At 73.2% G+C, this 13,151-nt stretch carries 9 protein-coding genes; 7 read left to right on the top strand and 2 right to left on the bottom strand.

Going from position 1 to position 13,151, the window contains the following annotated elements:
* Positions 1 to 114: 114 nt before the first annotated feature.
* Positions 115 to 2,193 (top strand): S9 family peptidase, encoded by a 2,079-nt coding sequence (locus HNR21_RS13405; RefSeq protein ID WP_182705479.1) that lies wholly within the window; start codon positions 115 to 117, stop codon positions 2,191 to 2,193.
* 13 nt (positions 2,194 to 2,206) lie between these two features.
* On the opposite strand, the gene HNR21_RS13400 is transcribed toward HNR21_RS13405, so the two are convergent.
* Complete coding sequence (locus HNR21_RS13400) at positions 2,207 to 3,967, bottom strand: ABC transporter ATP-binding protein (RefSeq protein WP_182705478.1); 1,761 nt, start codon at positions 3,965 to 3,967, stop codon at positions 2,207 to 2,209.
* 9 nt (positions 3,968 to 3,976) lie between these two features.
* Complete coding sequence (locus HNR21_RS13395; RefSeq protein WP_182705477.1) at positions 3,977 to 5,701, bottom strand: ABC transporter transmembrane domain-containing protein; 1,725 nt, start codon at positions 5,699 to 5,701, stop codon at positions 3,977 to 3,979.
* A 316-nt stretch (positions 5,702 to 6,017) separates the two neighbouring features.
* On the opposite strand from HNR21_RS13395, the gene HNR21_RS13390 reads away from it, so the two are divergent.
* The 6 genes from HNR21_RS13390 (at position 6,018) to HNR21_RS13365 (ending at position 13,024) form a co-directional block, all read left to right on the top strand.
* Positions 6,018 to 7,232: a PP2C family protein-serine/threonine phosphatase gene (locus tag HNR21_RS13390; protein WP_233358961.1), complete on the top strand. Its 1,215-nt coding sequence runs from the start codon at positions 6,018 to 6,020 to the stop codon at positions 7,230 to 7,232.
* Positions 7,229 to 8,938: a sensor histidine kinase gene (locus HNR21_RS13385; protein ID WP_182705476.1), complete on the top strand. Its 1,710-nt coding sequence runs from the start codon at positions 7,229 to 7,231 to the stop codon at positions 8,936 to 8,938. Before HNR21_RS13390 ends, HNR21_RS13385 begins: the two co-directional genes overlap by 4 nt.
* Positions 8,931 to 9,368 carry a response regulator gene (locus HNR21_RS13380; RefSeq protein ID WP_119727379.1) on the top strand — a complete coding sequence of 146 codons (438 nt, stop codon included), beginning with the start codon at positions 8,931 to 8,933 and terminating at the stop codon, positions 9,366 to 9,368. The genes HNR21_RS13385 and HNR21_RS13380 overlap by 8 nt, the downstream gene beginning before the upstream one ends.
* A 180-nt stretch (positions 9,369 to 9,548) precedes the next feature.
* Positions 9,549 to 10,247: a succinate dehydrogenase cytochrome b subunit gene (locus tag HNR21_RS13375; RefSeq protein ID WP_182705475.1), complete on the top strand. Its 699-nt coding sequence runs from the start codon at positions 9,549 to 9,551 to the stop codon at positions 10,245 to 10,247.
* 63 nt (positions 10,248 to 10,310) lie between these two features.
* On the top strand, positions 10,311 to 12,251 hold the full coding sequence (locus HNR21_RS13370; protein WP_182705474.1) for a fumarate reductase/succinate dehydrogenase flavoprotein subunit: 1,941 nt from the start codon (positions 10,311 to 10,313) through the stop codon (positions 12,249 to 12,251).
* A gap of 17 nt (positions 12,252 to 12,268) precedes the next feature.
* On the top strand, positions 12,269 to 13,024 hold the full coding sequence (locus tag HNR21_RS13365; RefSeq protein ID WP_182705473.1) for a succinate dehydrogenase/fumarate reductase iron-sulfur subunit: 756 nt from the start codon (positions 12,269 to 12,271) through the stop codon (positions 13,022 to 13,024).
* Positions 13,025 to 13,151: the final 127 nt, after the last annotated feature.

The raw sequence follows: 13,151 nt of genomic DNA, 5'->3' as shown, positions 1-13,151 counted from the left end.
AGGAGTGGACGGCGATCATGGGGGTGTCGTTCGCCTCATCCGGCATCACATTCCCCGATCGGCGTCCGTCATGCCCGTTCCCGGCCCGCCCGAGGGGGCTGGCAGACTCGGACCATGACCATCAGCTTCCCACGGCAGAGTGCCCGTACCCGCCGGTTCACCCTGGGCGTCCCGCGCGGCTTCCAGATCGCGCCCGACGGCTCCGTCCTGGCGTTCCTGCGCACCAGGTCGGGCACCGACCCGGTCACCTGCCTGTGGACGCTGGACCTGGCCACCGGGACCGAACGGCTGGTCGCCGACCCCGCGGAGCTGCCCGTTCCGGGTGAGGAGAATCTGCCCCCGGAGGAACGCGCCCGCCGCGAACGGGCCCGCGAGCAGGCCGGCGGGATCGTCGGGTTCGCCGCCGACCGGGAGCTGCGGACGGCGGCGTTCGCGCTGGGCGGGCAGCTGTTCCTGGCCGACCTGCGGGAGGGCGCGGTGCGGGCGCTGCCGGCCGCGACCCCGGTGTTCGACCCGCGGCCGGACCCGTCCGGGCGGCGGGTGGCGTACGTGTCGGGGCGGACGCTGCGGGTCGTCGGCGTGGACGGCGGCGGCGACCGGGCGCTGGTGCGGCCGGAGAGCGACCAGGTCTCCTACGGGCTCGCGGAGTTCATCGCGGCCGAGGAGATGGGCCGGATGCGCGGCTACTGGTGGTCGCCGGACGGGGCGTCGCTGCTGGTGGCGCGGGTGGACGAGACCCCGGTGACGCGCTGGCACATCGCCGACCCCGCCAACCCCGACCGCCCGGCGACCGAGGTCGCCTACCCGGCGGCGGGCACCCCGAACGCGTACGTGGCGCTGTACCTGATCTCGGTGGAGGGCGACCGCAGGCCGGTGGTGTGGGACCGCTCGGAGTTCCCGTACCTGGTCACCGCCGTGTGGGACCGGCACGGCCCGCTGGTCGTGGTGCAGTCGCGGGACCAGCGGGTGATGCGGGTGCTGACGGTGGACCCGGCCGGCGGCGACACCTCCGTGCTGCACGTCTCGCACGACCCGGTCTGGCTGGAGATCGTTCCCGGGGTGCCCGCCCGCACCGGTGACGGCGCGCTGGTGTGGACGGTCGAGGACGCCGAGACCGACACCCGGCGGCTGACCGTGGGCGGCGAGCCGGTCACCCCGGCGGGCCTGCAGGTGCGCTCGGTGCTGGGCGTGGAGGGCGACTCGGTGCTGTTCACCGCCTCCGAGGAGCCGACCGAGGTCCACGTGTGGTCGTACGCGCCGGGCGAGCTGACCCGGCTGAGCGAGGGGCGGGGGGTCTTCGGCGGGGTCCGTTCGGGCAAGGTCACGGTGCTGACCGCCTCCCGGCTCGACCGCGACGGCGTCGAGGTGCGGGTGACGGCGCCGGGCGGCTCGCACGAGATCGCCTCCCGCGCGGAGACCCCGGTGATCACCCCGTCGGTGCACCTGCTGAACGCCGGGGAACGGCAGGTCCGCACCGCGATGCTGCTGCCGGCCGGATGGAAGCCGGAGGACGGGCGGCTGCCGGTGCTGATGGACCCGTACGGCGGGCCGCACGCCCAGCGGGTGCTGGCGGTGCGCCGCGCCTACAACGAGGCCCAGTGGCTGGCCGACCAGGGCTTCGCGGTCGTCATCGCCGACGGGCGGGGCACCCCGGCGCGGGGCGTGCGCTGGGAGCGCGCGATCCACGGCGACTTCGCCGGCCCGGTGCTGGAGGACCAGATCACCGCGCTGGAGGAGGCCTCCCGCCGGTTCCCCGACGCCCTGGACACCGGCCGGGTGGGGATCCGCGGCTGGTCGTTCGGCGGCTGGCTGGCGGCCCTGGCGGTGCTGCGCCGCCCGGACGTGTTCCACGCGGCCGTGGCGGGCGCCCCGGTGACCGACTGGCGGCTGTACGACACCCACTACACCGAGCGCTACCTGGGCCACCCCGACGAGGAGCCGGAGAACTACGTCCGCAACTCCCTCATCGAGGACGCGCCCCGGCTGGAACGCCCGCTGATGCTCATCCACGGCCTCGCCGACGACAACGTGGTGGCCGCCCACACCCTCCGCCTGTCGTCGGCCCTGCTGGCGGCCGGACGCCCGCACACCGTCCTGCCGCTGTCGGGGGTCACCCACATGACCCCCCAGGAGGTCGTGGCGGAGAACCTGCTCCACCTGCAGGTCGACTTCCTCAAGACCCACCTCGGGTAATCCGCCCGGGCGGTCACCCGTCGCTCGTGCCGTGCCAGGACCTCCACAGCGCGGCATAGGGGCCACCGGCCCTGATGAGGTCGTGGTGGGAGCCGAGTTCGGTGATGCGGCCGTTCTCGACCACCGCGACGCGGTCGGCGTCGTGGGCGGTGTGCAGGCGGTGCGCGATGGCGACCACGGTACGGCCGTGCAGGACGGCCGCCAGCGAGCGTTCCAGCCTGCGGGCGGCCCGCGGGTCCAGCAGGGAGGTGGCCTCGTCCAGGACCAGGGTGTGCGGGTCGGCCAGCACCAGGCGGGCCAGGGCGAGCTGCTGGGCCTGGGCCGGGGACAGGGCGTGGCCGCCGGAGCCGACCACGGCGTCCAGGTCCGGGCCGTCCCAGTCGACGGCCTCCAGCGCGGCGCGGACCTGGTCGTCGGTGGCGTCGGGACGGGCCATCACCAGGTTGTCGCGCAGCGTGCCGCGGAAGACGTGCTGCTCCTGGGTGACCAGGGCGACGTGGCCGCGCAGCTCGTCCAGCGGCAGGTCGGTCAGCGGCACCCGGTGCCCGGCAGCACCGTCGGCGCCGACCGTGACCGCGCCGGTGCGGGGGCCGTGGACGCCGGCCAGCAGCCTGCCGAGGGTGGACTTGCCGGCGCCGCTGGGGCCGACGACCGCCAGCCGCTCCCCCGGCCGCAGCGCCAGGTCGACGCCGTGCAGGACGTCCCGGCCGGTGCGGTACGCGTACCGGACGTCACGGGCCTCCAGCGCGGGCTCCCCGGAGATCTCGGGCGCGCCGCCCGCCGAGGGGGCGCGGTCCGGCGGCACGTCGCCGACGCCCAGCAGCCGGGCCAGGGCGGCGCCGCCGAGCTGGAGCTCGTCCAGCCGGCTCAGCACCCGCTCCAGCGGCCCGGCGAGCTGCTGGACGTACAGGACGGCGGCGGTGACCTGCGCCAGCGACGCCCAGCCGTGGACGTGGAAGATCCCGCCGGCCAGCAGGGTCAGGCTCACCTGCAGGCCGAGCGCCAGGGTGATGCCGGGGAAGTACACCGTGCGCAGGCGCAGGGTGTACCGCTCGCAGGCCCAGCTGGCGGCGATGTCGGCGTCGGTCCGCCGGTGCCGCCGCTCCCGCAGGCCGAACGCCTCGATGGTGCGGGCGCCGACGACGGTCTCGGCGAGCCCGTCGGTGAGGGTCGCCCAGGCCTCGTTCTCCCGCAGGTAGCCGTTCCGGGCGCGGGCCAGGTACCAGCGGGTCACCAGCCAGTACAGCGGCACCGCGACCAGGCCCGGCAGCACCAGCAGCGGCCCCACCAGGATCACCGCGCCGGCCGTGAACGCGATGATCACCAGCGAGATCAGCGTGTCCGGCACCGCGAAGCGGACCACGTTGGCCAGGCTCCCCACGTCCCGGGAGGTACGGCTGACCAGGTCGCCGGTGCCCGCGCGCTCCACCACCGACAGCGGCAGCGCCAGCACCCGCTCCACGAACTCCTCGCGCAGCTCGGCCAGCACCTGCTCGCCGAGCCGGGTCGAGGCGTAGTACGCCTGCCGCTGGAGCACCCCCTGGGCGACCAGGAACACCGCGATGGCCAGGGCCACCCCGTCGGCGGCGGCGCGCCCGTCGGACACGTCCTCCACCAGGTCGCCCAGCAGGCGCGGCACGACCAGCCCGGCCGCCGCCGCCAGGGCGTGCAGCGCCAGCGCACCGGCCAGCGCGCGGGGATGCCGCAGCGCCAGCCGCCGCGCGTACGCGCGCACCTGGCGGGGCGTGGCCACCGGCAGGATCTGTGCGCTCATCGCCGCTCCTCACGCCGTCCCGGAGACCCGGTCGGCGTCCTCGTTCCTGGTCACCGCCGCCGCGTAGCGCGGCTCGGCGTCGAGCAGGTCGCGGTGCGCGCCCTCGGCGACCACCACGCCGTCCTCGACGAACACCACGTGCTCGGCCCGGTCGAGCATCAGCGGGCTGGTGGTGCACACCAGCGTGGTGCGGCCCGCCCGCGCCCTCCTCAGCCGTTCGGCGATCCGGGCCTCGGTGTGCGCGTCGACCGCGCTGGTCGGCTCGACCAGCACCAGCACCTCGGGGTCGGCGGCCAGTGCCCGGGCCAGCCGCAGCCGCTGCTGCTGCCCGCCGGAGAACTCCCGGCCCGCCTCCACGACATGGGCGTCCCGTCCGACCGCGGCCACGATGTCCTCCGCCGACGCCGCCGCGATCGCCGCGTCCAGGTCCCGGCCGGGGTCTCCGCAGGAGAGCGTGTCGGCGAGCGGCCCGGACAGCAGAACGTCCTCGTTGACCGCGACGATGATCCGTTCCCGAAGGCGGGCCAGGTCCCGCAACGGCACCCCGCCATAGGTGACGTCGACGTCGCCGGCCTTGTCCGCCTCGGTGTACCGGCCCAGCCGGTCGGCGATGGCGCGGGCGTCGGCGGCGGACGCGGCGGCCAGCGCGGTCAGCCGGCCGTGCCGGACCACCAGCCCGGAGAGGGGGTCCACCAGGTCGGCCGGGCGGGCCGGCTCCCGGGTGCCCTCGCCGTCCGGTTCGGGGTCCAGCGCCAGCAGCGCGACGACCCGGCTCGCGGCGACATGCCCTTTGGTGAGCTTGTCGGCGGCCTCCCCCAGCGTCGCCATGGGAAGGACCAGGAACACCGCGTACCCGTACACGGTGACCAGCTCGCCGGGGCTCATCGCGCCCGCCAGCGCGGACCGCGCCCCCAGCCACACGACCGCCACGGTCAGCAGTCCCGGCAGCAGCACCTCCGCGCCCGCCAGCATCGACTCCGCACGGGCCACGTCCACCCCGGCCCGCCGGACCCGCTGGGACTGGTCGCGGTACCGGGCGGCGAACAGGTCCTCCCCGCCGACGCCGCGCAGCACCCGCAGGCCCGCCACGATGTCGGTGGCCCGGGTGTTCAGGTCGCCGACCAGCTCCCGCAGCCGCCGGGTGTGCCGCCGGTACGGGCCCAGCAGCGGCGCCGCGACCAGCAGGACCACCGGCACGCCCGCCAGCACGACCAGGCCCGGGCCGGGGTCCGTGGCCAGCATCAGCCCGATCACCGCCACGATCACGACCACCGAGGAGGTGCCGCGGATCACGATGTCCAGCGCGTCCCCGATGTGCGACACGTCGGTGACGCCGACGCTGACCACCTCGCCGGTGCTGATCCGGCGGGACAGGGTGGCGCCGAGCCGGGCGGCCTGCCGGGTCACCACCTGGGTGGTGCGGTACGCCGCCGCCAGCCAGCAGAACACCGCCCGCCGGTGCCGCATCGCCCCCGCCGCGGCCTGCAGCCCGAACAGTCCCAGCAGCACCGCCGACCAGGCCAGCAGCGCGCCGGTGTCCCGGGCGGCCACGCCCGCGTCGATCGCCCGGCCGATCGCCAGGGGGATCAGCGCCAGCGCGGCCATCCACACCACGCCCCAGCCGATGCCGCGCAGCAGCGGCCCGGCCTGCGTACGCGCCAGCCACCACAGATATCGCCCCGGGGTGCGATGGTCGGGGACTCCCGGATCGGCGGCCGGTAGTGCATCCTTCACGCAGCGACCCTAGGCAGGCCCGTCGCCGGAAGACGAACGGTTTTCCGGCGGCCCCTGGCACTCGCCGCAGGCCGCGCGCGTTGGTGACAAGCGAGGGGAAGGAGGTAAGGTCAAGGGCATGCGGAGCGGCCCCCAGACCCTTCGCGACGACGCCGCTCCAGAGCCGGGGCCTCCGGCGGCCGGTCCCGAGCCGCTGCCCGGCACGGCCACCCGTGTGGCCGGTGACGCCATGCCGAGCCGTTACCCGAGCCATGCTTATGCCCATGCCGAGCCTGCCTGCGGGCCAGCGCCCGCGCCGACCATCCGAAGGCCTTTAGTGAGCACGACCAGCGACCACCCCACCACGGTACTGCCCGGGATCGACGGCAGGCTGCGCCTGCTGCTCATCGAGGACGATCCCGGGGACGCCTTCCTGGTCGAGGAGCTGCTGGCCGACTCCGGGCTGGACGTGGAGATCCTGCACGCCCGCACGCTGGGCGAGGCGCGGCGGCGGATGTCGGGCCGCATCCACTGCGTGCTGGCCGACCTGTCGCTGCCCGACGCCGGCGGGCTGGAGCTGCTGCAGGAGGTGCTGTCGCTGACCGACCGGGCCGCGGTGGTGGTGCTGACCGGACTGGCCGACGCCCACCTGGGGGTCCGGGCGGTCGCCCTGGGCGCCGAGGACTACCTGGTCAAGGGCGAGGTGGACGGGCCGCTGCTGGCCCGTGCGATCCGGTACGCGATCGAGCGCAAGCGGGCCGAGGAGAGCGAGCGCCGGCTGGTCGAGGCGCGCATCGTCAGCCGGGAGAACGCCCGGCTGGAGCGCGGCCTGCTGCCGGTGCCGCTGATCGACGACGAGGCGCTGCGGCACCACGCCCGCTACCGGCCGGGCCGCCGCCGGGCGCTGCTGGGCGGGGACTTCTACGACACGGTGCAGACCGACGACGGGTCGGTGCACCTGATGATCGGCGACGTGTGCGGGCACGGCCCCGACGAGGCCGCGCTGGGCGTGTGCCTGCGGATGGCCTGGCGCACCCTGGTGCTGGCCGGGCACACCGGCGGGCAGCTGCTGGCCACCCTGAACACCGTGCTCGGGCACGAACGGCGCAGCGACGAGCTGTTCACCACGGTCTGCACGATCACCGTGGACCCGTCGCTGCGCACCGCCCGGATGCACCTGGCCGGGCACCCGCCGCCGCTGCTGCTGGCCGGGGACGAGGTGGCCGCCGTTCCCGACGAGCCGTCCGGCCCCGCGCTGGGGCTGCCGACCGACCTGGTGGACGCCGGCGCCTGGCCGGCCGCCGAGATCGCGCTGCCCGCCTCGTGGGGGCTGCTGCTGTACACCGACGGGCTGATCGAGGGCCGGATCGGGGAGGGCTCGGTGCGGCTGGGCACCGAGGGCCTGGTGACGCTGGCCCGGGACGCCCGCCGCGCCGGCAAGGCCGGCGGCGCGCTGATCGACGCCCTGGTCGCCGAGGTCGAGCGGCTCAACGGCGAGGAGCTGACCGACGACGTGGCGGTGCTGCTGCTGACCGGGCAGGAGCGCCGTTGAGCACCGAGGCGCCACGGATCGAACAGGCCGACCGGCCCGGGCGGGCCGAGCCGCTGCCCGGGTCGATGAGCGCCGGGTCGCCGCTGCCGCCCAAGCTGGCCCCGCTGAAGCCGCCCGCGCCGCGCCGCGGGCTGAGCCGGATCAAGGTGGGGCAGTGGTTCAGCGCCGCCGCGCTGCTGCTGTCGGTCATCCTGCTGGCCTCGCTGGTGCTGTCGGCGCTGGCGCTGCAGGGCAACAACCGGGCCCGGGACGCCCTGATCGACCATGTCGACCCGGCCGCGCTGCAGCACTTCCAGCTGACCACCGCGCTGGACGAGCAGGACACCGCGATCCGCGCCTACCAGCGGCACCGGCGGCGCGCCGACCTGGCCGCCTACCGGGAGGCGGTGGCCCAGGAGGACCGGGCGGTGACCACCATGCGGCGGCTGCTGGCCGACGTTCCCGAGGCCGAGCCGGCGCTGGACCAGCTCGCCCGGGCCGGCGCGGCCGCCGCCACCTGGCGCGCCCAGTTCGCGGTGCCGCTGGCCGGCGGCGCGGACATGACGCCGGAGCTGAACGAGACCGGCCGCACGCTGTTCCGGGAGGCCACCGCCGCCAACTCGGCCACCCAGCGGGAGCTGACCGAGCTGCACGGCACCTACGACGCCCAGCTGCGCGAGCGGGCCCGCACGCTGTACCTGTCGCTGGCGTTCACCGGGATCGTGATCGTGCTGGTGGCGATCGCGGTGGTGGTGCTGATCCGGCGCACCGTGCTGGGGCCGATCGGGCGGCTGACCGAACGGGTGCGGGCGGTCTCGCAGGGCGACTTCGCGCATCCGCTGGACATCTCCGGCCCGGCGGAGCTGGCCGAGCTGGCCGGGATCGTGGACTCGATGCGGCACCGGATCGTGCAGGAGTGGCGGATCAGCTCCGAGGCGCGGCTGCTGGCCGCCGAGCAGGCCGCCGAGCTGCGCCGCTCCAACGCCGAGCTGGAGCAGTTCGCCTACGTGGCCAGCCACGACCTGCAGGAGCCGCTGCGCAAGGTGGCCAGCTTCTGCCAGATGATCGAGCGCCGGTACGGCGACAAGCTGGACGAGCGGGGCCGGCGCTACATCGACTTCGCGGTGGACGGCGCCAAGCGGATGCAGGCGCTGATCAGCGACCTGCTGATGTTCTCCCGGGTGGGCCGTTCGGAGCGGCCGATGGAGCCGGTCGACCTGAACCGGACGCTGGAGCGCACCCGGCACGACCTCGGCCACGCCATCGAGGAGACCGGGGCGCGGATCGAGGCGGACGAGCTGCCGGTGGTGACCGGAGACCGTACCCTGCTGGCGATGCTGCTGCAGAACCTGGTCGGGAACGCCATCAAGTTCCACGGCGACGAGCCGCCCCGGGTGCGGCTGGCCGTGCGGCGCTCGGCCGAGCACCCGGACATGTGGGAGTTCGCCTGCAGCGACAACGGGATCGGCATCGACCCCAAGTACGCCGAGCGGATCTTCCTCATCTTCCAGCGGCTGCATCCGCAGGACAGCTACTCGGGCACCGGGATCGGGCTGGCCATGTGCCGCAAGATCGTGGAGTACCACGGCGGGCGGATCTGGCTGGAGACCGACCACACCGGCCCCGGCACCACGTTCCGCTGGACGCTGCCCGCGCAGGAGGCGGGCGCCCGGGCGCGGCGGGCGGACCACGACACGACGGAAGGCGACGAGACAGGCGATGAGTGACCCCGTGCGCGCGATCGAGGTCCTCCTGGTCGAGGACGACCCCGGGGACGTGCTGCTGACCCGCGAGGCGTTCGAGGACAACAAGGTCGGCAACATCCTCAACGTGGTCAGCGACGGCGAGGAGGCGATGGCCTACCTGCGCCGCCAGGGCGAGTACGCCGACGCCCGCCGGCCGGACCTGATCCTGCTGGACCTCAACCTGCCCCGCAAGGACGGCCGCGAGGTGCTCGGCGAGGTCAAGGCCGACCCCGACCTGCGCTCCATCCCGGTCGTGGTGCTCACCACCTCCGAGGCCGACGAGGACATCCTGCGCAGCTACCACCTGCACGCCAACGCCTACGTCACCAAGCCGGTCGACTTCGAGCGCTTCATCGAGGTCGTCCGCCAGATCGACGACTTCTTCGTGACGGTGGTCAAGCTCCCCAAGTGAGGGTGCTGAGACGCTCGGACGGGCGGTCGGGTTTCCGTGACCGTCTGTGAGGTCGCTCACCTCGAACGACGTTCGGAATGGGACGAAAGTCCCACACCGCACGGTTCATAGCCAAAGGCTATGGAAACGAGTGTCTTGATGACTTGGACGGGCTGAGCTCGGCGGACCTACCGTGCCGCCGTGGTTCAAACTTCACCCCGCGCGATCCCGGCGCTGTACCGCTCCACGGTCGGCAAGAAGACGATCATGGCCGTGACCGGCGCCGTCCTGGTGCTGTACCTGGTGGCCCACATGGTGGGCAATCTGAAGATCTTCTTCGGGCCGGAGGAGATCAACGAGTACGCCGCCTGGCTGCGGACGATCGGTGCGCCCGTCCTGCACCACGAGTGGTTCCTGTGGATCATGCGGGTGGTGCTGCTGGCCTCGGTGATCCTGCACATCACCATGGCGGTGCAGCTGACCGCCCGGGCCCGCAGGGCCCGGCCCGTCCGCTACCGGCACCGCGCCAGGGTGCAGGGCTCGTACGCGGCCCGCACCATGCGGTGGGGCGGCGTGATCATCGCCCTGTTCGTGGTCTACCACGTGCTGGACCTCACGACCGGCACCGTCAACCCCGGGTACGTGCACGGCGACGTGTACCGCAACGTCGCCGCCGACTTCGCGCCCGAGCGCTGGTACGTGACCCTCTTCTACGTGCTCGCCGTGGTGGCGGTGGGCTTCCACCTGCGGCACGGCCTGGTCAGCGCCGCGCAGAGCCTGGGCGTCACCAGCCCGCAGCGGGCCCGCACCCTGAACCTGGCCGCCACCGCGTTCGCCGTCGTGCTCGTCGCCGGCTACCTGTCCGTGCCGTTCGCGGTCACCGTCGGACTGGTGGACTGAGCCCTTTTCCACCGCCCGTCCACCCGCAGATCGCAGCGACCGAGTGAAAAGGGTTCACCCATCATGAACGACACCTTCTACAAGAGCGGCGAGCCGATCGCCGACACCAAGGCGCCCAAGGGCCCGATCGCCGAGCGCTGGAGCAGGCGCAAGTTCGAGGCCAAGCTGGTCAACCCGGCCAACAAGCGGAAGAAGACGATCATCATCGTCGGCACCGGGCTGGCCGGCGGGTCGGCCGGCGCGACGCTGGCCGAGCTGGGCTACAAGGTCGTGCAGTTCTGCTTCCAGGACAGCCCGCGGCGGGCGCACTCGATCGCCGCGCAGGGCGGCATCAACGCGGCCAAGAACTACCGCAACGACGGCGACAGCGTGCACCGGCTGTTCTACGACACCGTCAAGGGCGGCGACTTCCGGGCCCGCGAGTCCAACGTGCACCGGCTGGCCGAGATCAGCACCCAGATCATCGACCAGTGCGTGGCCCAGGGCGTGCCGTTCGCCCGCGAGTACGGCGGCCTGCTGGACAACCGGTCGTTCGGCGGCGCCCAGGTGTCCCGCACGTTCTACGCTCGCGGCCAGACGGGGCAGCAGCTGCTGCTGGGCGCCTACCAGGCGCTGATGCGGCAGGTCGACGCCGGGAACGTGGAGCTGCACCCGCGGCACGAGATGCTCGAGCTGGTCATGGTGGACGGCCGGGCCCGCGGCGTGGTGGTCCGCAACCTGGTGAACGGGGAGATCAAGACCTACACCGGTGACGCGGTGGTGCTGGCCACCGGCGGCTACGGCAACGTCTACTACCTGTCCACCAACGCGATGGGCTCCAACGCCACCGCGATCTGGCGGGCGCACAAGCGCGGCGCGCTGTTCGCCAACCCGTGCTTCACCCAGATCCACCCGACCTGCATCCCGGTCAGCGGCGACCACCAGTCCAAGCTGACCCTGATGTCGGAGTCGCTGCGCAACGACGGCCGGGTGTGGGTGCCGGTGAAGGCCGGCGACACCCGCCACCCCAACGACATCCCCGAGAGCGAGCGCGACTACTACCTGGAGCGCATCTACCCGGCGTTCGGGAACCTGGTGCCGCGCGACATCGCCTCCCGGGCCGCCAAGAACGTCTGCGACGAGGGCCGCGGCGTCGGCCCCGGCGGGCGCGGCGTCTACCTGGACTTCGCCGACGCCATCAAGCGGCTGGGCCTGGAGGCGGTCAGGGCCAAGTACGGCAACCTGTTCGACATGTACGAGCGGATCACCGGGGAGAACCCGTACGAGGTCCCGATGCGGATCTACCCGGCCGTTCACTACACGATGGGCGGGCTGTGGGTCGACTACGACCTGGAGTCCACCATCCCGGGCCTGTTCGTGATCGGCGAGGCCAACTTCTCCGACCACGGCGCCAACCGGCTCGGCGCCTCCGCACTGATGCAGGGCCTGGCCGACGGGTACTTCGTGCTGCCCAACACCATCGGCGACTACATCGCCAGGAACAACACGCTCGGCGAGGTGCCGGCCGAGGCCGTCGCCGAGGCCGAGAACAGGGTGCAGGCCCAGATCGAGAAGCTGCTGTCCGTCGACGGCGACCGCACCGTGGACTCCTTCCACCGCGAGCTCGGCCACATCATGTGGGAGTACTGCGGCATGGAGCGGACCGAGGAGGGGCTGCGCAAGGCGCTGGAGATGATCCCGGCGCTGCGCGAGGAGTTCTGGCAGCGGGTCAAGGTGCCGGGCTCGGCCGACGACCTCAACCAGTCCCTGGAGAAGGCCGGCCGGGTGGCCGACTTCCTGGAGCTGGCCGAGCTGATGTGCGTCGACGCCCTGCACCGCACCGAGTCGTGCGGCGGCCACTTCCGCGCCGAGTCCCAGGACGAGGACGGCGAGGCCAAGCGCGACGACGTCAACTTCTCCTACGTGGCCGCCTGGGAGTGGGCCGGGCTCGGCGAGCAGCCGATCCTCCACAAGGAGGCCCTGGAGTTCGAATACGTCAAGCCGAGCCAGCGCTCGTACAAGTAGGAAAGCCGGACCTCACCATGAAGCTCACCTTGCGCGTCTGGCGCCAGAAGGGTCCCGAGGACGAGGGGCGGATGGTCGAGTACCAGCTCGACGACGTCTCGCCCGACATGTCCTTCCTGGAGATGCTGGACGTCCTGAACGAGAGGCTGATCCTGGAGGGCGAGGACCCCATCGCCTTCGACCACGACTGCCGCGAGGGCATCTGCGGCATGTGCTCGCTGGTCATCAACGGAACGCCGCACGGGCCGGAGAAGGCCACCACGACCTGCCAGCTGCACATGCGCAAGTTCAAGGACGGCGAGGTCATCGACATCGAGCCGTGGCGGGCCCAGGCGTTCCCGGTGATCAAGGACCTGGTGGTGGACCGGTCCGCGTTCGACAGGATCATCGAGGCGGGCGGCTACATCTCCGCGCCGACCGGCTCGGCCCCGGACGCGCACGCGGTGCCGGTGCCCAAGCCGGACGCCGACCGGGCGTTCGAGGCGGCCGAGTGCATCGGCTGTGGCGCCTGCGTGGCGGCCTGCCCGAACGGGTCGGCGATGCTGTTCACCGCCGCCAAGGTCACCCACCTGGGGCTGCTGCCGCAGGGCCAGCCGGAACGCTACGACCGGGTGGTCAAGATGGTGGAGGCGCACGACGAGGCCGGGTTCGGCGGCTGCACCGTCACCGGCGAGTGCACCGTGGCCTGCCCGAAGGGCATCCCGCTGGACACCATCACCCGCCTCAACCGCGACTACCTGGCCGCCACCGCCGGCCGCAAGAAGAAGTCGTAGGAGTTCCCTCCCCCTGAGCGAGGGGCGTCCCGCCATGTCGAGACCACTGGCGGGGCGCCCCTGATCCATTTCCGGCGGCCGGGTGGACCACCTCGTACGCTGGGTGAAGTCCGCTACGGGCGACCAG

The sequence above is a fragment of the Thermomonospora cellulosilytica genome (genome assembly GCF_014138835.1).
GTDB lineage: Bacteria > Actinomycetota > Actinomycetes > Streptosporangiales > Streptosporangiaceae > Thermomonospora > Thermomonospora amylolytica.
Note: the sequence above shows the minus strand (reverse complement) of the source record. Positions and strands in the feature narration are given on the sequence as shown.

Bases quoted from the DNA above. Each gene is read 5' to 3' on its own strand.
- HNR21_RS13405 (WP_182705479.1), top strand. From the start codon at position 115: ATGACCATCAGCTTCCCACGGCAGAGTGCCCGTACCCGCCGGTTCACC.
- HNR21_RS13400 (WP_182705478.1), bottom strand. From the start codon at position 3,967: ATGAGCGCACAGATCCTGCCGGTGGCCACGCCCCGCCAGGTGCGCGCG.
- HNR21_RS13380 (WP_119727379.1), top strand. From the start codon at position 8,931: ATGAGTGACCCCGTGCGCGCGATCGAGGTCCTCCTGGTCGAGGACGAC.
- HNR21_RS13370 (WP_182705474.1), top strand. From the start codon at position 10,311: ATGAACGACACCTTCTACAAGAGCGGCGAGCCGATCGCCGACACCAAG.
- HNR21_RS13365 (WP_182705473.1), top strand. From the start codon at position 12,269: ATGAAGCTCACCTTGCGCGTCTGGCGCCAGAAGGGTCCCGAGGACGAG.